The following is a 19,042-nucleotide window of genomic DNA, read 5'->3' as shown; positions in this document are numbered from 1 at the left end:
AATAAGCAATGGATTTTTTAAGAAATTGGCGTCAAAATATGATTTTAAGTGTTCCAAACAAGTGGAACACCTGTTGGTAGCGATTTTGTAATTAACACCTATATAAATCAATGACTTAGGTGTTTTGGTAGCCAGTTCGCCCCGGGCCACCAAGAAATTAAAGCCGTTTAACAAAGAAATTTGTTAAACGGCTTTTTGTTTTCGGGCTAAGTTTTAAGTCACTCTTTTATTTTCTTAAGTGGGCTGGTAAAAAAATAGCACGAATTTGACTTCGTACTATTTCGAAAATACAAAAATACCAAATCAAACGAAATCAATCGTCAATCACGCCTTTACTCACGACAGATGATTAGCGGTGATACTCACCATTTCGTTCAGGCTGATAGGTAATCTCCTGTATCGATACCTGCTGCACACCACCGTCTGGTGTTGGCCATTGAATCTGATCGCCTTGGGATAAGCCAAGTAAGGCGCTGCCAATTGGGGCTAGGATGGAGATTTTCTTTCCGCTGGAGTCGAGGTCTTTTGGGTATACCAAGGTCAGTTCGAATTCTTCAGGTGACGACGCCACTTTAAATTTGACTGTGGAGTTCATGGTCACCACGGTTGCTGGCATGTCCATGGGGTCGACAACTTCAGCGCGACGCAATTCGGCTTCTAATTCATCTCGCAATTGGCTATTAATTTGATTAGTTAGTTGACGATTGTGCGGAAGCCCCTCTAATAATTGCTCGATGCGTTCGACATCTAAAGTAGAAAGAATAATTTTTGGTTTGCTGATCGTTTGCGGTGTCATGATTTTCTCCTTCAGTACAGTTAAATGTGATTTAGCTTAGTCTAACATCGACTGCGCAAACAATCTAACGTTGCGAGCGTACGGTCTTTGACTTACCTGCCATTGCACTTTTTTGGCTAAGGTAATCCCATAATTTAGCGACCACAGGTTTTCCTGGCTTTTGTTCGGATGGACGTTCGCGGTAGAGGCGGATTTCCATGCTGACTTCCCATGCATCTGCACCGCCATCAGCGCGTGCTAGTTGCTTTTGTTTTAGTTCGCGCGTTACGGCCGATTCTGGTAAGAAGGCGATGCCGCGACCTTCAAGCGCCATCATTTTTAATCCTTCTGCCATGTCGGTCTCGTAACATTTGTCGAGATGAAGTGCTTGCTTGGTTTGCGTCAAAATCAAATCGACCATGCGTCCGAGGTAGGCATTATTTGCGTAGGCCAGAAATGGTAGTGGTTCTTCGATGGTGCCAGGTAGCGTGAAATCGGGTTGTCCTGATTTATCACAGCGCGCGTAAGCACGCAGGGTTTCTGTGCCCATGCTGATCATGTCGTATTGCGCAGGATCCAATAACAAAGGTTGTTGCGGGTGGTGATAGCACAGCATGAGGTCGCAACCACCTTCGACTAAACTCATCACAGCATCGTGCACATTTAAGGCGAGTAAGCGGCTATTGATTTCACCAAAATTGCTGTGCAGCTCGCTTAACCATTTGGGTACAAAGGTTAAGGATAAAGTATGCGGAACAGCGAAATCAACTGTGGTTTGTATGGAGGTGCGTTTGCCGCGTAATAAGGCGCGTGCATTATTGATCTGCCCTAGCATAGCGATGGCTTGTTCAAAGAAAATCTCGCCGGCATTGGTTAAGCGCGTTGGGTAAGAAGTGCGATCAATTAAATCCGCACCCAGCCAGGCTTCTAGTGATTGTATGCGCCGCGAAAATGCAGGTTGCGTCACATGCCGCAATTCTGCCGAGCGACTAAAACTATTGGTTTCCGCCAAAGAGACGAAATCTTCTAGCCATTTGGTTTCCATAAATCGATATGCTGTAAATGATGATGCCTTTTATGAACAAAGTGCCGATCTTATTGCACGAACTATGTAACGACCAACACTAAAAACAAGACGGAACAAGCATCACGATGCGACTTCTTCAAGCACCTCGTTTGATCCGCTAGCCGTATCGTAACTATGCTGCTGTCTTTCCCACATCTGTGCATAGGCACCCGCCAAGGCCATTAGTTCTGGATGCGTGCCTCGCTCGATGATGCGCCCCTTATCCATGACCAAAATTTGTTGCGCATCGACGATCGTTGATAGGCGATGTGCGATGACCAGACTGGTGCGGCTTTTTGCAATCTGCTTCAATTGTGCTTGTATCATTTGTTCCGATTTCGAATCGAGTGCCGAAGTCGCTTCGTCAAAAATCATCACCACCGGATTTTTGAGCAAAGTGCGGGCGATTGCAACGCGTTGTTTCTCGCCACCTGATAATTTTAATCCGCGCTCACCGACCATAGTTTCGTAGCCATCTGGCAGGCTTTCGATGAAATCATGAATGTAAGCGGCTTTAGCAACGGCGATCACTTCATCTTGCGTTGCACCGGGTTTTCCGTAGGCGATGTTATAGCCAATGGTGTCATTGAACAGCACCGTATCTTGCGGCACGATACCAATCGCTTGGCGCAATGAATGCTGTGTGACATCCATAATGTTTTGGCCGCCAATATGTATACTGCCTGATTGAATATCATAGAAACGAAAGAGCAAACGCGACAGCGTCGATTTGCCCGAACCGCTATGTCCCACCACCGCGGTTGTGGTTCCTGCTGCGATTGTAAAATCGAGATCAAATAAAATCTGACGCTTTTCTTCGTAGCTAAAATTCACTTGTTTAAATTCGACTTCAGGCGATGCGTTGCCCGCTAATTCCAATACGGGTGCGGCTGGTTTATCGGCGATCTCTTTGTTCTGATCCAGCAGATTAAAGAGCTTTTCCATATCCGCTAAACTTTGTTTGATCTCGCGATACAGCACACCCAAGAAGTTCAAGGGAATATACAACTGAATCATGAAGGCGTTCACCAATACCAAATCGCCTAGTGTCATGGTTTGATCAATCACGCCTTGCGCTGCGCGCCACAAAATTAAGGTGACAGCGGTAGCGATAATCAATGATTGACCAGCGTTTAACATCGACAAGGTAGTTTGCGATTTGACCGCGGCTTTTTCGTAACTTTGCAAGCCTTGATCATAGCGTCGCGCTTCGTATTCTTCGTTGCCGAAGTATTTGACGGTTTCATAATTCAGCAGCGAATCAATCGCCTTGGTGCTGGCTTTGGAATCCAGATCGTTCATGGTGCGGCGAAAATTCGTGCGCCATTCGGTGACGACAATCGTGAAGACGATATAAATGACCAAAGCAGCGATCGTAATAATCGCGAACCATTTATCGTATTGTAGAAATAAGTAAGTCAGTACCAAGCCAATTTCGAGCAAGGTCGGCACGATACTAAATAAGGCAAATGAGACCAAGGAAGAAATCGCCCGCGTGCCACGCTCGATGTCGCGCGTCATACCACCGGTTTGTCGATTGAGATGAAAGCGCAAAGACAATGCGTGTAAGTGCCGAAATACTTTTAAGGCGATGGTACGCACCGCACGTTGCGTAACTTTGGCGAAAACAAATTCACGCAATTCTGTGAACAAGGTTGTCGATAAACGTAAAACACCGTAAGCAACTAGCACACTCACAGGCAAGACCATCAAAGTCACTGGGCTGGTGGGCTTGGCTGTGAGCGAATCTACGAGTTCTTTTAAAACGAGAGGTACACCGACATTGGCTAATTTAGCCCCCACCAAAAAACTCAGCGCCAATAGCACGCGCCATTTATATGCCCACAAATAGGGCAACAAAGTTTTTACAGTGGACCAATCACCGCGAACGGCATTAGGACTAGTAGGAGAAGAAGGACGAGAGTCGCGACGCATGGCTTACCATCAAAAAAGGATTTGCTATATCATGGAACTTTATTGCAGCACAGCATTATTAATAAGATAAATAATTTAACTTGTTTTTAATGCCATCTTTAGTGCCATTTTTAATGGCGACACTGTGCAATAACAGTTTCAAGACCTAAAGTTGTATTCATGCGATTGTATCGCGTTCAATCGATCTAAGAGAGAAAGCCATGTCAGATAGCCCAAAAACCTCATTACCTAATTGCATGCCGACGATACGTGTGATGCCCATGCCATCAGATGCGAATATCCACGGTGACGTGTTCGGCGGCTGGATTATGGCGCAAGTCGATATCGCTGGCGCGGTTCCTGCGGCGCGTCGTGCAAATGGTCGAGTGGCGACGATTGCTGTGAATTCGTTCTTATTTAAGCAACCGGTGTTCGTCGGCGATTTACTGTCTTTTTATGCAGAAGTCGTGAAAGTTGGTAATACCTCAATCACGGTATCAGTCGAAGTGTATGCAGAACGTAATCGTCTGCAAGCAGATACTGTGAAAGTGACGGAAGCAACCTTAACCTATGTGGCGACCGACGAGCATCGCAAACCACGGCCTATTCCGCCTTTGGATTTGCTGTAATAGGCCTTACGCCAAATCGAAGTGGATCGGTTTTAATCACTTCAGTATGACATTAGAGCAAGGTGCATGCATGGTGCATGTATTAGCCATGCTCTAATTCACCAACATCAACGCGATTTCTAGTTTCCCCTACCTCACTCCTAACCTATCTCTCGCGGAAAACTGCACCACCCCACTCGCCACAAAAAATCCTCCCAATCGACAATTCACACCTCGATATTGTCAACATATCGCAAACAGAAAGCGCTATCGCGCGGTTCAAGCTATCTTCATGATCGACGCAAATATTGACTGAATAAAGTCAAATGAGAAACCGTCGCCTTCCACCATCAACACGGATAATTATTCTATGAATCGACTCGGCATCATCTTCGGCTTATTAATTAGCGCAATCAGTTTCAGTGCAAATGCAGCAAATAGCGCAGCTAGCTATCCAACACAATCGCAAATAGCTGCACCAGCAGTGAACGCCACCATCAGCATCAAGCGTCTAACGAAAGATGATTGGGAACTGCACTACCAATTCTCTGAAGAGATCGATGCGCTGCACTTCGGACCACCCATTGTCAAATATCGCCAAGAGGCTTGGAAGCCTAATGACACCGCCCTAAAAATCATCAGCAATTCCGATGACGAAATTCTGCGCAAAGAACAAGGTCGCTTTCAACAAGCAAAAATCGCCATCAAGTCATATCACCCTTTTTCGCACAATCAGTATGTACCGATGATCCATTTTTCTGATGGCGGTGTCGCCTTATTTTTAGGCCACCTGATGGGGCAAGTCAGCGTAGCGGGAATTGATCGTCCACTCAAAGTGCAATTTACGGCAAGTGGTTTACCAGGTGAAAAAGTCATCTTGCCACAAAAGGCACAAGAAGGCCTTGGTCTATTTGCCTACTTCGGACCGCAAGATCCGATTGTCGCATCACATGGCATCTTGATACTTGATCCACTCACACCTGCGTGGATGCGTGAAGTGTTAGCCAACACAACCGAACGTGTCACAGCCTCTTACGCTCAATCTTTCGAGCGAATTCCGAGCGAGCCAGCGATGATTTTCTTTGCGATACGGGACTTGCACTTAAATGGCTATTCCATGAGTGGTGGTGCCTTGCCGGGTCAACTTGCGTATCGCCTAGCGGGCAATCAAACGATCATCGACAAACCCGAAAGCCGCAATCGTTTCACCTACTTGATCGCACATGAGTTAGCACATATCTGGCAAGCGATTCCGAATCGCAATTGGACATCTTTCCCAGAATCTTGGATCAATGAAGGTGGCGCCGATGCCATTACTGCGGCGACTTTGTTAAAAACTGGTATATGGTCAAAAGAGGAAGCTATTGAATTTGAAAACAAACTCATCAAAGAATGTGATGAAACCAAAGATCCGATTCGTACCGCTTACGCTTGCGGCTTTAAACGATTTAAAGGCTACAACACCGATGTTTTAGCGTTATGGAAAAAGCTAATGGATGAAAGTACTCGCAGCGCTACACCCTATAGCGAGGCAATGATTCAAGCTGTCCTACAAAAATAGTGAACGCAAGCTCATCATTTATCCAGAAAATGAAAAAAGGCCGAGACGGTTCAATTTGTTCTGTATTGTCACGGCCTTTTCTAACTGCCACAAATTTCCATCGTGGACAGAATCGCGTGCAAGTGGCATGATCAGTTTTGCATAAGCTCTAGTTAGGTCTTTAGTTGGGTCTTTAGTTAGGTCACTATTAAGATGCTAAAACTGTTTCAATTTCATTTGCGCTTGATTGCGCTCGGTACTTTGCTACTGAGCAGCTCTGGTATGGCGCAAACGCTGGCACTGTATTGCGAAGAAGATCGCCCGCTTCAGTTTTACGGAGCTGATGGAAAACTCACGGGCTTTACAACAGAGATCGTTCAAGAAATCCAAAAACGTGTTGGCAATAAGGACAAAATTCAAGTTGTTCCTTGGGCGCGCGGTCTAGATAAAATCAATAATAATCCCAACACGCTCCTGTTCAGTATGGCGCGCACGCCTGAACGCGAGGAGGCTTATCAATGGATAGGCCCTATCATGGCAAATATCTATGGGTTGTACGCAAAAGCAGACTCGACTTTACGTATAAACAATATCGAAGAAGCGAAGCAACTGAACCTAATCGGCGTTTATAGAAATGATATCCGCGATCAAACTTTAACCCGCCTTGGTTTTACCAATCTTGATAGAGCAAGTTCGAACATTTCAAGTTTTAAAAAGTTGATGATGGGGCGTATTCCTGTGTACACCGATTCCAAACTTGGCGTGGAAAGTTTAGCCCTTACTTCTGGCTATCAGGCAAATGACGTCAAACTCATTTTTGAACTTTTTAAGAGCGAACTCTATATCGCGGCATCCAAAAATACCGACAAACGCATCGTTGATCAATGGAATCAGGCATTAGAACAAATGAAGCACGATAAAACCTTTGCCAAGATAGAACAAAAATATCGACAACAGCTATCCCCTGCGCTACCTAGTGTTCCGGCATCCCCTCATAGGCGCTAAGCAAGCCTCAACATTAGCGGTAAACCGCATAGACATTGTATCTCTGCTACTTCAAGCTGCGGGTTAAGATGGGGATGGGTTTGCTCAGCATAAGAGTATGAACTAGGCAAAAAAAACGCCCGATCATCAGATCGGGCGTTTCGTTTTCTCAGTAAGCAACTTACACCTTAAGCAGCTTATACCTTAAGCGCTATTTTTCTCATCCCGCAAAACACGACGCAGAATTTTCCCGACATTTGTCTTCGGCAATTCAGTACGGAATTCGATGTACTTCGGCTTTTTATAACCAGTGAACTCTTCTTTGCAGAAAGCCATTAAAGCTTCTTTCGTCAATGCCGGATCTTTCTTCACTACATACAGTTTGACCGCTTCACCTGAAGTTTCATCTGGCACGCCAACACATGCGCATTCCAATACACCTGGATGACCAGCAATCACGCCTTCGATTTCAGTAGGATAAACATTAAAGCCTGACACCAAAATCATATCCTTCTTACGGTCAACAATTCTGGTAAATCCACGTTCGTCCATGATGCCGATATCACCCGATTTGAAGAATCCATCTGATGTAAATGCATTCGCGGTTTCGTCAGGACGATTCCAATAACCCATCATCACTTGTGGACCACGAATCGCAATTTCACCACTTTCGCCAAGCGGTACTGGCTTACCATCGTCATCCAAAATGGCAATTTCTGTGGAAGAAATTGGCAGACCGATACTGCCTGTAAACTCTTTAGAATCAGCGTAGTTTGCCGTTGCTACTGGCGAAGTTTCTGATAAGCCATAACCTTCTGCAATTGCACAACCCGTCACCGCTTTCCAACGTTCCGCCACGGCTTTTTGTACTGCCATACCGCCACCAGTACAGCATAAATAACCAGAGAAATCAGTATTCGCGAATTCGGGATTATTCAACAGTGCGTTATACAAAGTATTCACGGCAGGGAAAATATTGATCTTGTACTTCTTGAGCTCTTTCACAAAACCAGGAATATCACGCGGATTTGGGATCAGTACATTCAAACCACCAATACGCGTACCAACCATATTACATACAGTCAAAGCGAAGATGTGATACAGCGGTAAGGCGCAGACAAACACCAACTGTGGCGTTTCTTTATGCGCATCCATACTCGGTTTGAGCCAAGCGTGATTTTGCAATACGTTTGCCACCACATTGCGGTGACTCAAGACTGCGCCTTTTGAAACACCCGTCGTACCACCGGTATATTGCAAGAAGGCGACATCATCCAGTTTGGATTCAACTGGTTGAAACTTCATCGAAGCACCTTGAGCGACGATATCATTAAAGCGGAAAGAGCCTGGCAAAGAAAACGCAGGTACCAATTTTTTTACATGGCGCACCACCAAATTAACGATCGTGCCTTTCAAACCGCCCAGCAAATCACCCATCGCACAAACCACGACGTGTTTAACATCGGTGTTTGCAATCGAATGCTCTAAGGTGGTCGCGAAATTTTCTAAAACGAAAATTGCTTCCGCACCGGAATCTTTTAATTGGTGTTCAAGTTCACGGTGGGTGTATAAAGGATTGACATTCACCACCACATAGCCAGCACGTAAAATAGCCGCCAACACGACAGGATATTGCAGCACGTTCGGCATCATCACCGCTACGCGTGCACCGCGTTGCAAACCTCGGCTTTGTAACCAAGCACCGACTTTTTTCGACATCACATCGACTTGAGCATAGGTCAAGTACTTGTCCATACAAACATAAGCATTACGATCAGCAAATGTTTTAAACGCCTCTTCCAGTAAGTGAACTAAGGATTTGTATTGGGTAACGTCGATTTCTGCTGGTACGTTTGGTGGATAGTGTTTCAGCCAAAATTTATCTGTGCTTGTTGTACTCATTTGTTGTCTCCGATCTTTTTTATGTGGTCGTTAAACCGTCGATTGACAATCTAACCCCGGCCATCTCACTACATACATCTGCAACTGAATTCGCCTTATCAGCTTGCAATTTATTAATCCGTCCTTCAAGTTTAATCAGGGTTCAAACATTTACTTTAATCTTGAAATCTCAGTCAAATCTTTGAAAACATGAAGCACCAACACGATACACCAAGCATTGCTTCATGACCATTGTTGGTGCAAATTAGCCGCGCAAAAACACGCGAAACTGAGTAAGCTCTCTAGTAAATTTTGCAGCGCAACATAAATAAGTCATGTGTGTCTATTCAATTTTTTCAAAACCAAGCTTCATCAAAGCTTTTCAACTTGTACCAAAAGATCGTAGAAAGTCGGGCCGCCGCCCATGTCAGTTAAACGTTGATTCGTCACTTCATTGGCATTTTTGTGATCAGTCGCCAGCTTCTTCCACCAGATCGACAAAGCCACTACCAGCCCCACTTTCGCCTTCTCAGTCACTCTTGCTTTCGCCACGAAACTTCCACGGTCATTAAAAATTCTGACCATATCACCTGCCGAAATTTGACGAGCAGCGGCATCATCGGGGTGCAAATCTACATGCGGCTCGCCTTCGGTATCGCGCAAACTTTTTACATTCACAAAAGTCGAATTCAAGAAGTTACGCGCAGGCGGAGAAATCATTGCCAAAGGATATTTAGCTGCTAACTGTGGATTGCTAATCACCGATTCATACGGTGGTATATACGCCGGCAAAGGATCCAAGCCCGCCGCTAACATTTGCTGACTATAAAACTCGCACTTGCCCGACGGCGTCGTAAAACCGCCATGCGCAAACGGGATTTCAGGCATCTGCAATTTTGACCAGCCAGTTTGTTTTAACTGCTCCCAATTGGTGTGCTGCGTGCGTTCATGTTGGTAGTTAAACGCGAGCGCACCCAATTCATCATCGCTCTCAGCGAAACATGGCTCATTGAAACCCAAGGCCTTCGCCAATAATCGGAAAATTTCGGTATTTGGTTTGGACTCACCGATCGGTGCGATCGCCGGATTACTCGCCATCATATAGCGATGACCATAGGCTGAATGTGCATCGAGATGTTCTAACTGCGTAGTGGCTGGCAACAGAATATCAGCATAATCGGCAGTATCGGTTTGAAAGTGTTCCAGCACTACCGTGAACAAATCCTCACGCGCAAAACCCTTAGCAACCACAGAGGAATCTGGCGCAATCGCGACTGGATTTGAGTTATACACAATCACCGCTTCGACCTTGGGACCAAACTCATCCGAGCCAGGATGCATTAAAGTATCGCCGACATCACTCATATTCAAAGTACGACTAGCCTGCCCCACAGGAAACAAATCAGGTCGCGCCAAAGCTTCTGAATTCTTGACAAAGCCCCCTGAGGAAGACAATAAAACACCGCCAGCCGCATGACGCCAAGCGCCCACCAGCGCGGGCAAACAAGAAATATTGCGCACTGCCATACCGCCACCGTGGGTACGCTGCACCCCATAATTCATGCGAATCAGGCTAGGCTCACCGCGCTTTGCGCCTTCACCATAATCACGCGCAAGACCTATCACTTCTTCGGCTGTGATACCGCAAATCTCTGCGACTTTTTCTGGCGTCCATTCAGCGACGCGTTGTTGTAGCTGTTCAAAACCCAAGGTGTATTGCGTGATGTAATCATGGTCGAGCAAATCCTCTTTGATCAATACGTGCATCATGCCTAAGGCTAAAGCCGAATCGGTACCCGCGCGCACCGCGATGTGCTGATGACATTTTTCCGCACTGAGAGAACGATAAGGATCAATCGCAATAATCTTGGCACCATTGCGCTTAGCTTCCTGTACGCGCGTCCAAAAATGCAGATTCGATGCGATAGGATTGCCGCCCCAAATAATGATCAAGCGTGCATTTTGTGTTTGCTCGACATCGGTACCAATCCGATCGCCCAAGGTGTATTTATAACCAACACCACCAGCCGAGGCACAAATTGTTCTGTCTAAAAACGAAGCCCCTAGCTTATGCAGAACGCGTGCTGCCATGCTCTCGCCTTGAACCAAACCCATCGTCCCAGCATAACTGTAAGGCATGATCGCCAGAGGATTACGAGCCGCAATGTCTTTCAGGCGACTTGCAATCGTGTTGATCGCCTCGTCCCAACTAATGCGCTCAAACTTGCCTTCACCTTTATTCCCGACTCGCTTTTGCGGATATAACAAACGATCAGGATGATAAGTACGCTCGGTGTAACGCGCCACTTTGGTGCACAAAACGCCAGCCGTCGTCGGATGATCGGGATCGCCCTTCACCTCGGTTGCCACGCCGTCTTTGACGGTCACCAGTAAAGCGCAAGTATCAGGGCAATCATGAGGACAAACAGCACGAACGACATTGGTGGACATGGTACTTCCTTTGTTTCTGGGGTCATTTATAAAATACGCTGCATTCAGCGATGATAACGTGATGATAGACTGCTTCATCAAACTCTGCTAGCTAGCCAAATGGGAACTTTCTTGCGCCATCATAGTCACTAAGAGAAGCGATACAGAGTCTATACAAGAAAGCTAGTTCATATCTTTGCGTAAAGTTAGCTAAATCTAGTATGCTTACGCCCTCTTGATTGAATATCATCGAACATTATCAAAGCCACTTGGAACATGTCATGAATCGTACAAAAGCACTCTTGATCGCCATCATCTTCGCCTGCCTTGGTTTGCTTGGCTTTGCGCTGTATTTGCAGCTGGTGTTGAATATGCTGCCGTGTCCCTATTGCGTACTGCAACGTTATGCATTCGCCTTAATTGCCTTAGCTTCTTTAGTTGCCTTGATCATGCCAAAGATGAAACGAGCTGCGATGTCTGCCAGCGTATTGTTTAGTTTGATAGGCGGCGGTATCGCTGGCTATCAACTGTGGGCAATTGCGCAACCGATGGGCTCATGCGGTGCAGATCCACTATCCGATCCAATGAATAGCTTTTTCATTGCCAAACTCTTTCCCACCATGTTTCAAGCTAACGGTTTATGCGAAACACCCTATGATCCAATCTTAGGATTATCCATTCCTGCCTGGGCTTGTGTTTGGTTTGTCATGTTTGCCATCGCTGCAATTTATTTGCTTGTGAACAAACCGAAGGAACACAGCATTTTTGCGAACAAGCTGTAATGGATAAGTGGTTTTCAGTTGACGACAACATCGCTGCTTGTCAACAAAAATCCCCCTTAGAGGCCTTAGAAACCCGCATGTTGTTATGCCATGTGGGTGAATTTAGCAGAGTGCAATTAATCACACAAAGTGATCGTCATCTTAGCGCAGAGCAATTAGTAGAACTAAACAGTTTGGTACAAAGACGGCTTGATGGTGAACCCTTGGCCTATCTGCTTGGCGAGCGCGAATTTTATGGCCTCAGTTTCAAAGTCAGCCCTGCGGTATTGATTCCGCGCCCAGACACGGAACTATTAGTCGAACTTGCCTTGCAACACACACCGCCAAACGCAAACCTGTTGGACATGGGAACTGGCTCTGGCGCAATCGCCATTAGCATTGCCGCGCAGCGAAATGATTTACACGTGTGCGCTTGTGATATCAGCACGGCCGCTTTAGCTATTGCCAAAATCAATGCGGATAGACTTCTAGCCCATCGTTCTGCGATAAATTTTTACGAAAGCGATTGGTATCAAGATATCCCGCCGCAACTTTTTCACACCATCGTTAGTAATCCGCCTTACATCGTCAAAGATGACGAACATTTAAGCCAAGGCGATTTACGTTTTGAACCTATCAATGCGCTGACAGATCACGCAGATGGTTTGAGCGCCTATCGAAAAATTATCGCTGACGCACCAAATTATTTAGTTAAAGGTGCTTGGCTATTGATGGAGCATGGTTATCATCAATCACAAGATGTGCAAATTTTATTAAGTGAACGCGGTTTTGATCAGGTACAAAGCTGGCAAGATTTAGCGGGTATTTGGCGCGTGAGCGGCGGGCAATGGATGGGCGATGGACATCAGTAACGACAAATCCAGACTGCAGATTGATGTCATTCATCTATTTTTATCAAGCCAAAGCACGTGGGCAATTGGCATCCCGCGTGATGTGGTCGAACGATCCATCGACAATTCGCTTTGTTTTGGCGGCTATGAAGGCGATCAACAAATTGCCTTTGCGCGTGTCGTCAGCGACTATGCGACATTTGCCTATTTGATGGATGTGTTTGTATTGCCTGAACACCGAGGACGCGGTCTTAGCCTGCAGTTAATGCAAGCAATCATGGCGCATCCGCAACTGCAAGCATTGCGCCGCTTTATGCTAGCTAGCAGCAATGCACGCGGCTTATATCAAGAATTTGGATTCCGTCAATTAGCCAATCCCGACATTATGATGGAAATTAATGTCCCAGATATCTATACAAAAACATAAACACCTCCACTTTCTGACGCACAATACGTTTTTTACTACTCTTAAGCCATAAAACAGCACTCGATTTAAGCCTTGTCAAGACTGGCGCAATCGCACAGATTGCGTATGATCACGAGCTTGATTTAACTTCCCTGAATTTTTTGAAACCCTTATGTTGCCTTCCATTGAACAACGCCTTGCCGTAGAACTCGCCGCTAAACCAGTACAAATTGCCGCCGCAGTCGCTCTTTTAGATGAAGGCGCTACCGTCCCTTTTATTTCACGCTATCGTAAAGAAGTCACCGGTGGGCTCGACGACACTCAGCTACGTTTGCTAGAAGAACGCTTGCGTTATTTGCGCGAGTTAGAAGACCGCCGTGCTGCCATCATTGCTTCGATCGAAGAACAAAACAAAATGACGCCAGAATTGCTGACCGCAATCAGTTTGGCAGAAGACAAAACGCGACTGGAAGATTTGTATTTACCCTACAAACAAAAGCGCCGCACCAAAGCACAGATCGCGGTTGAAGCAGGTTTACAACCACTGGCAGATGCTTTATTGGCAGATCCTAATTTAGTCCCTGAAACCGTCGCAGAAGCTTACTTGAAACCTGCCTTCACCACAGCCGCTGGTGATAATCCAGGCGTCGCCGATGTGAAAGCCGCACTTGATGGCGCGCGTCAGATTTTGATGGAACGCTTCGCCGAAGACGCGACATTATTACAATCGATACGTGAATATTTGCTGGATCACGGCATTGTCGAAACCGCGGTAGTCACCGGCAAAGAAGACGCAGGCGCTAAGTTTAGCGATTACTTTGCGTACTCTGAGACCTTAGGCACCATTCCTTCGCACCGCGCCTTGGCGATTTTCCGTGGTCGTCGTGAAGAATTTTTGACGGTCACTTTACGTCTCGATACAGAAGAAGAAAAACCCAAATGGGATGCGCCTTTGAATCCTTGCGAAAGTCGCATCGCCGCGCATTTCGGTGTCAGTAGTAAAAATCGCGCGGCCGATAAATGGCTAAGCGACACAGTACGTTGGGCATGGCGTGTGAAAGTATTTATGCACATGGAAACCGAATTAATGACCAACCTGCGCGAACAAGCAGAAGTCGAAGCGATCAATGTGTTTGCCCGCAATCTCAAGGCTTTGTTGTTAGCCGCACCTGCCGGACCACGCGCTACTATGGGTCTCGATCCAGGTCTGCGCACAGGCGTTAAAGTCGCGATTGTCGATGCCACTGGTAAGGTGATGGAACACGCCACAATTTACCCACATCAACCGCGTAATGATTGGGATGGTTCTTTGCACGTGTTAGCGCAATTAGCCGCAAAGCATAATGTGTCTTTGATTTCTATCGGCAATGGCACTGCCTCGCGCGAAACGGATAAATTGGCGCAAGATTTAATCAAGCTCAAACCTGAATTAAAACTGACCAAGATCGTCGTTTCTGAAGCTGGTGCATCGGTGTATTCCGCATCAGAATTCGCATCAAAAGAATTGCCAGATTTAGACGTTACCATTCGCGGTGCGGTATCGATTGCACGTCGCTTGCAAGATCCATTAGCGGAACTGGTCAAGATTGATCCTAAATCCATCGGTGTGGGACAGTATCAGCACGATGTTGGTCAATCTCAATTGGCACGTTCACTCGATGCGGTGGTCGAAGACTGCGTGAATGCGGTTGGCGTTGATGTCAACACCGCATCGGCTCCTTTACTGGCACGCGTGTCTGGTTTATCCAGCAGCGTGGCGCAGAGCATCGTTAATTATCGCGATGCCAAAGGAATGTTTACCTCACGCTCGGAGTTGCGTTCAGTACCACGCTTAGGCGACAAAACTTTCGAACAAGCGGCTGGTTTCTTACGCATCATGAATGGCGACAATCCACTCGATGCTTCTGCAGTTCATCCTGAATCCTATCCTTTGGTAGAAAAGATTCTCGCGGATATCAAGAAGGATGTGAAAACCATTATCGGTGACAGCGGTGTTTTGAAAAGCATCAGTCCATCCAAGTATGCAGATGACAAATTTGGTATCCCAACGATCACGGATATTTTAAAAGAATTGGAAAAACCAGGCCGCGATCCGCGTCCAGAATTTACCACTGCAACCTTCAAAGACGGCGTAGAAGAAATCCGCGATTTACGCCCTGATATGATCTTAGAAGGAGTAATCACCAACGTCGCAGCCTTCGGTGCTTTCGTTGATATCGGTGTTCATCAAGATGGTCTCGTTCATATTTCCGCACTCTCAAATACTTTCGTCAAAGACCCGCACACTGTCGTCAAAGCAGGTCAAGTAGTGAAGGTCAAAGTATTAGAAGTGGATGAGAAACGTAAGCGCATCGCCTTAACCATGCGTCTCACTGATTCTGCGCCACAAGCAGGCAGCAAGCCGGAACAACGTGCTGATCGTGACGATGCAAAACGTCTCAATCAACATCGTAATCAGGCACAACATACCCAACAAGCTGCTCCGGTGAATAGCGCGATGGCTTCGGCTTTTGCGAAGTTGAAGCGCTAGACTCAAGGGTCGCCACTACTGCAAATGTCAGTTTTAAGTGGCAGCAACTGCCATATCAAAACATGGTCACTGATGTTCCTGCTTTCGCAGGAACATCAACTCATGCATGAGAATAGAAATTCCCATGGAAACAATGCGGCACCCAATACGGTAAATGGGCTAATGCGACTGGTCCTGCAGATAGATTTTGCGCATCAAACACGCTAGCGAAGCTGGTTTGTTTTTCGATGTCAAAACCCACACCAACTAACCAAGCTTCCCCTTCTTTGCGTGAACCAGCCTTAGGCACTAAGACATGTTCTTCCAGGCGGCATCGATCACCGAAATCAAAGCCATCTGTTTTACCACTTTCCAGATCTAAACGCATCACGCCGTTGAGCGTGTTGTTGTCGGCCTTATTCACTGCGACTGGATAATAGAGAAATTGATTGCGTTGACCGACGACACGCGGATCAACTCTAGGGAACTCCAAGGTGTCGCTACGCTCCGTCATACTAATTTTGTTTCGATTCAAATCGATCGTCAAAAACGCTGGTGTCGATGGCTCTGAAGTGACATCTTCACCTCGCATGATTTTTGGCATCCAAGTATTGAAATTGCGCAGATCTTCGCTTTTCACAAAATCGAGTCGAATCACATTGTTTTCTTCCCAAGCATTACCGAAGTGGAACAACATCAATGCGGGAATCTCCAAAATACGACTCTTGGTAAAATCTGCTTTTTCTACAATCAGAACCTTGCTCGATTCATTGCCTTTCCACTCCATAGAATTCACCATGCTGCGCCCTGAATGCAGCAAATCCATATTCAATGCGATTGGAGAAAATATAAAGATCAAGTGTTTTTGCGACACCACAAAATCATGCACCATTGCTGATCGTGGGCATTTCATCACATGATGCTTCACCAGTTTTCCTTGCGGTGAAAACTGATACATCACGACTTTATCCAGCATCGTGCCGAAGTTCCACATGGTGCCGTCCGCTTCCACTTTTGGATGGGCAGAAAATGGCATGCCAGCCAATTCAGGTGACCACGACACCATGCCCTGCGTTTGCAGACTAGTCGCATCCATCCCGTGTGCAGAACCACCTTCCCACAATGCCAGCAAACGACCATCCATCTTGATCACATTGGTGTTGGCTGTGTTCATGGTATCGGATGAACGCAAAGGAATTTTCGGTTCTATCGCCGTGCCAAAAGCAGGTACCAAAAATTCGCCTGCTTGTTGTTCAGCCGCGAATTTTTTTGTCTGTACAAAACGCGCCTGGTGCGACACGCCTTGATCGCTAAATCGCCATGCGTGCACCATGCCATCGCCGTCAAACCAGTGATGATAACGCTGACCTCCGCGTTCAAATAACCCCGGCCCATTACGAAAAAAATCACCGCGTAAATCGGCGGGAATTTTCCCTTCCACCCAAGCTTTATCGCAACTAACATCTTGACCGCGGTAACCGCGCAAACAAGTGAGTTTAGGATTAGCCTGAAATAGTGGCGCAAATTTATTGGATGTGCCTGCTTGCGTTAAACCAGTTTGTGTGGCCCAAGCTGGTAAAGCAAAACTAGAAGCAGCAACACCTAAAGACTGGAAGAAGTGACGACGATTCATGACGATGCTCCTAGCCTAGTTGACGCGAATGCTGATCGCAGTTTTTGATTGATCTAATTTAATTTTTGCAGCATCAAAAGACGGTGGGCCAAAGTTGCCAGCGGCATTATTGCTAAAGCCGTACGGTTCGGTTGGCATCCCTACCGCATTACTGTCTAGCTTGCCATTACTATTGAGATCATGAAATACCGACACAGCGTACTCACCCTCAGGTAAATTATCAAACTGCACACTCAAAACTGCTTGCGTCACACCAAGTTTTCTATTGACGGAGGCTTGTTTCAACCATTGCCCTTTTTGATTAAACACAGCGACCATCAAATCGCCCTTAATTTCAGTTAAGCCTTTAACCTCAACGTGCAATTCCCCCGCTTGTGCGGCACCACAAACCAAGCTCAGGCTCAGTGCTGACAAACTTGCTAAAGATGCTAATGTGTTCATAAAACCTCCCAATTGATTAAGTAGGATTGCATCCTAAGTGGAGGAATTTGCTGGCGGGATAATTTGCGACTAGCACATGCAATGGCGGCGCGAATGGTGCTTACATGGCGCGAATGAAATGGCAAAAAAGCTTCGTATTAGCGATAAACCTTGTGAAAGCCAAATGATCTTATAGAAAGAGCATCACACCATGCCGCATTAACTAGTTCCTCTGCCGCCAAAATCTTTACGCAGTTTCCTTTATAATGCACACCATCGATTTTTATCATTGAAGGAAACATCATGAGCGACGTTCAAGTCTGGATCAAAGAAACCGTCACAACCAATCCTGTTGTGCTTTTTATGAAAGGCACAGCGCAGTTCCCACAGTGCGGTTTTTCTGGTCGTGCGATTCAAATATTAAAAGCAAGTGGTGCAGAAAATCTGGTCACGATTAATGTGTTGGAAGACCCAGTTGTCCGCCAAGGCATCAAAGACTACGCTAACTGGCCAACGATTCCACAGTTGTATATCAATGGCGAATTCATCGGTGGCTCTGACATCATGAATGAAATGTTTGAAAGCGGCGAATTACAAGCTTTGATCAAAGGCTGATTTAGCGATGTCAAATCCAGTCGCACCGAAACGCATCATCATTGCCATTACCGGAGCGACTGGCGCCATTTATGGCGTCCGTCTATTGCAACACTTACGCGACATCCCCAGCATACAAAGTCACCTGTTGATATCCGATGCAGGTGTACTGAACATCCATCAAGAGCTCGACCTCAAACGCAAAGACATTGAAGCGATGGCAGATGTTGTGCATTCAGTACGCGATGTCGGCGCGACGATAGCCAGTGGTTCATTTCAATCAGATGGCATGATTATCGCGCCATGCTCAATGAAAACTTTGGCTGCGGTGGCACATGGTTTTGCCGACAACTTGATTACCCGCGCTGCTGATGTGGTCTTGAAAGAGCGCCGTAGATTAGTCTTAATGGTAAGAGAAACACCCTTTAATCTAGCGCATTTACGGAATATGACGGCAGTGACAGAAATGGGGGGGATTGTGTTCCCGCCACTACCGAATTTTTATCATCGCCCGGCAAGTATCGAAGACATGGTTGATCACAGCCTAGCCAGAGTGCTGGATCTATTTCAAATCGAACATCAACTGGCGCCACGGTGGGCAGGTTTAAAAGAATCCGATTGATTCGACTTACGAACCCCGCTTCATAGATTTAAATTCTGAAACAACTTA

The 19,042-nt window shown here is 46.2% G+C and carries 16 protein-coding genes; 9 read left to right on the top strand and 7 right to left on the bottom strand.

Annotated elements, in window-relative coordinates; translation table 11 throughout:
• Window positions 1–349: 349 nt before the first annotated feature.
• From rnk to H8K33_RS17705, 3 genes are all read right to left on the bottom strand, one after another.
• The gene (gene rnk / locus H8K33_RS17715) at window positions 350–796 is read right to left on the bottom strand and encodes a nucleoside diphosphate kinase regulator (protein ID WP_186892401.1); all 447 of its coding nucleotides are present in this window, start codon (window positions 794–796) and stop codon (window positions 350–352) included.
• Window positions 797–860: 64 nt separating this feature from the next.
• On the bottom strand, window positions 861–1,820 hold the full coding sequence (locus tag H8K33_RS17710; protein WP_186892400.1) for a LysR substrate-binding domain-containing protein: 960 nt from the start codon (window positions 1,818–1,820) through the stop codon (window positions 861–863).
• A 102-nt stretch (window positions 1,821–1,922) separates the two neighbouring features.
• Window positions 1,923–3,776 carry an ABCB family ABC transporter ATP-binding protein/permease gene (locus tag H8K33_RS17705; protein WP_186892399.1) on the bottom strand — a complete coding sequence of 618 codons (1,854 nt, stop codon included), beginning with the start codon at window positions 3,774–3,776 and terminating at the stop codon, window positions 1,923–1,925.
• A 200-nt stretch (window positions 3,777–3,976) separates the two neighbouring features.
• Between H8K33_RS17705 and H8K33_RS17700 the strand changes: the two genes are divergently transcribed.
• The 3 genes from H8K33_RS17700 to H8K33_RS17690 all read left to right on the top strand — a co-directional run bounded on the left by H8K33_RS17700 (window position 3,977) and on the right by H8K33_RS17690 (window position 6,908).
• Window positions 3,977–4,384: an acyl-CoA thioesterase gene (locus H8K33_RS17700; RefSeq protein WP_186892398.1), complete on the top strand. Its 408-nt coding sequence runs from the start codon at window positions 3,977–3,979 to the stop codon at window positions 4,382–4,384.
• A 349-nt stretch (window positions 4,385–4,733) separates the two neighbouring features.
• Window positions 4,734–5,924 (top strand): hypothetical protein, encoded by a 1,191-nt coding sequence (locus H8K33_RS17695; protein ID WP_186892397.1) that lies wholly within the window; start codon window positions 4,734–4,736, stop codon window positions 5,922–5,924.
• Window positions 5,925–6,116: 192 nt separating this feature from the next.
• On the top strand, window positions 6,117–6,908 hold the full coding sequence (locus H8K33_RS17690; RefSeq protein ID WP_186892396.1) for a substrate-binding periplasmic protein: 792 nt from the start codon (window positions 6,117–6,119) through the stop codon (window positions 6,906–6,908).
• A 183-nt stretch (window positions 6,909–7,091) separates the two neighbouring features.
• On the opposite strand, the gene H8K33_RS17685 is transcribed toward H8K33_RS17690, so the two are convergent.
• A complete protein-coding gene (locus tag H8K33_RS17685) occupies window positions 7,092–8,789 on the bottom strand; it encodes a long-chain-fatty-acid--CoA ligase (protein ID WP_186892395.1) in 1,698 nt (565 codons plus the stop codon).
• Window positions 8,790–9,140: 351 nt separating this feature from the next.
• Window positions 9,141–11,219 (bottom strand): molybdopterin-containing oxidoreductase family protein, encoded by a 2,079-nt coding sequence (locus H8K33_RS17680; protein ID WP_186892394.1) that lies wholly within the window; start codon window positions 11,217–11,219, stop codon window positions 9,141–9,143.
• 260 nt (window positions 11,220–11,479) lie between these two features.
• Between H8K33_RS17680 and H8K33_RS17675 the strand changes: the two genes are divergently transcribed.
• The 4 genes from H8K33_RS17675 to H8K33_RS17660 all read left to right on the top strand — a co-directional run bounded on the left by H8K33_RS17675 (window position 11,480) and on the right by H8K33_RS17660 (window position 15,746).
• Entirely contained in the window at window positions 11,480–11,980 is a 501-nt protein-coding gene (locus H8K33_RS17675; RefSeq protein ID WP_186892393.1) for a disulfide bond formation protein B, read from the top strand.
• Window positions 11,980–12,831: a peptide chain release factor N(5)-glutamine methyltransferase gene (gene prmC, locus H8K33_RS17670; protein ID WP_186892392.1), complete on the top strand. Its 852-nt coding sequence runs from the start codon at window positions 11,980–11,982 to the stop codon at window positions 12,829–12,831. The genes H8K33_RS17675 and prmC overlap by 1 nt, the downstream gene beginning before the upstream one ends.
• The gene (locus H8K33_RS17665; protein ID WP_186892391.1) at window positions 12,818–13,237 is read left to right on the top strand and encodes a GNAT family N-acetyltransferase; all 420 of its coding nucleotides are present in this window, start codon (window positions 12,818–12,820) and stop codon (window positions 13,235–13,237) included. Before prmC ends, H8K33_RS17665 begins: the two co-directional genes overlap by 14 nt.
• 151 nt (window positions 13,238–13,388) lie before the next feature.
• Complete coding sequence (locus tag H8K33_RS17660; RefSeq protein ID WP_186892390.1) at window positions 13,389–15,746, top strand: Tex family protein; 2,358 nt, start codon at window positions 13,389–13,391, stop codon at window positions 15,744–15,746.
• A gap of 100 nt (window positions 15,747–15,846) precedes the next feature.
• Here H8K33_RS17660 and H8K33_RS17655 read toward each other — a convergent pair whose 3' ends face one another.
• Together H8K33_RS17655 and H8K33_RS17650 are read right to left on the bottom strand one after the other, a co-directional pair.
• Entirely contained in the window at window positions 15,847–17,358 is a 1,512-nt protein-coding gene (locus H8K33_RS17655; RefSeq protein WP_186892389.1) for a carotenoid oxygenase family protein, read from the bottom strand.
• Between the two features lie 15 nt (window positions 17,359–17,373).
• Window positions 17,374–17,799, bottom strand: a complete 426-nt coding sequence (locus H8K33_RS17650) for a DUF2141 domain-containing protein (RefSeq protein WP_186892388.1) — start codon at window positions 17,797–17,799, stop codon at window positions 17,374–17,376.
• A 282-nt stretch (window positions 17,800–18,081) separates the two neighbouring features.
• Between H8K33_RS17650 and grxD the strand changes: the two genes are divergently transcribed.
• Both grxD and H8K33_RS17640 read left to right on the top strand, forming a co-directional pair.
• Entirely contained in the window at window positions 18,082–18,393 is a 312-nt protein-coding gene (gene grxD / locus H8K33_RS17645) for a Grx4 family monothiol glutaredoxin (RefSeq protein WP_186892387.1), read from the top strand.
• Between the two features lie 7 nt (window positions 18,394–18,400).
• Complete coding sequence (locus tag H8K33_RS17640) at window positions 18,401–18,994, top strand: UbiX family flavin prenyltransferase (RefSeq protein ID WP_186892386.1); 594 nt, start codon at window positions 18,401–18,403, stop codon at window positions 18,992–18,994.
• Window positions 18,995–19,042: the final 48 nt, after the last annotated feature.

The organism is Affinundibacterium amnicola, assembly GCF_014284275.1.
Taxonomy (GTDB): Bacteria; Pseudomonadota; Gammaproteobacteria; order Burkholderiales; family Burkholderiaceae_D; genus Undibacterium; species Undibacterium amnicola.
This window is presented reverse-complemented; position numbering and strand designations above follow the sequence as displayed.

Bases quoted from the DNA above. Each gene is read 5' to 3' on its own strand.
- H8K33_RS17685 (WP_186892395.1), bottom strand. From the start codon at position 8,789: ATGAGTACAACAAGCACAGATAAATTTTGGCTGAAACACTATCCACCA.
- prmC (WP_186892392.1), top strand. From the start codon at position 11,980: ATGGATAAGTGGTTTTCAGTTGACGACAACATCGCTGCTTGTCAACAA.
- H8K33_RS17675 (WP_186892393.1), top strand. From the start codon at position 11,480: ATGAATCGTACAAAAGCACTCTTGATCGCCATCATCTTCGCCTGCCTT.
- H8K33_RS17680 (WP_186892394.1), bottom strand. From the start codon at position 11,219: ATGTCCACCAATGTCGTTCGTGCTGTTTGTCCTCATGATTGCCCTGAT.
- H8K33_RS17700 (WP_186892398.1), top strand. From the start codon at position 3,977: ATGTCAGATAGCCCAAAAACCTCATTACCTAATTGCATGCCGACGATA.
- H8K33_RS17710 (WP_186892400.1), bottom strand. From the start codon at position 1,820: ATGGAAACCAAATGGCTAGAAGATTTCGTCTCTTTGGCGGAAACCAAT.
- H8K33_RS17695 (WP_186892397.1), top strand. From the start codon at position 4,734: ATGAATCGACTCGGCATCATCTTCGGCTTATTAATTAGCGCAATCAGT.
- H8K33_RS17665 (WP_186892391.1), top strand. From the start codon at position 12,818: ATGGACATCAGTAACGACAAATCCAGACTGCAGATTGATGTCATTCAT.
- H8K33_RS17650 (WP_186892388.1), bottom strand. From the start codon at position 17,799: ATGAACACATTAGCATCTTTAGCAAGTTTGTCAGCACTGAGCCTGAGC.
- rnk (WP_186892401.1), bottom strand. From the start codon at position 796: ATGACACCGCAAACGATCAGCAAACCAAAAATTATTCTTTCTACTTTA.
- H8K33_RS17690 (WP_186892396.1), top strand. From the start codon at position 6,117: ATGCTAAAACTGTTTCAATTTCATTTGCGCTTGATTGCGCTCGGTACT.
- H8K33_RS17640 (WP_186892386.1), top strand. From the start codon at position 18,401: ATGTCAAATCCAGTCGCACCGAAACGCATCATCATTGCCATTACCGGA.
- H8K33_RS17705 (WP_186892399.1), bottom strand. From the start codon at position 3,776: ATGCGTCGCGACTCTCGTCCTTCTTCTCCTACTAGTCCTAATGCCGTT.
- grxD (WP_186892387.1), top strand. From the start codon at position 18,082: ATGAGCGACGTTCAAGTCTGGATCAAAGAAACCGTCACAACCAATCCT.
- H8K33_RS17660 (WP_186892390.1), top strand. From the start codon at position 13,389: ATGTTGCCTTCCATTGAACAACGCCTTGCCGTAGAACTCGCCGCTAAA.
- H8K33_RS17655 (WP_186892389.1), bottom strand. From the start codon at position 17,358: ATGAATCGTCGTCACTTCTTCCAGTCTTTAGGTGTTGCTGCTTCTAGT.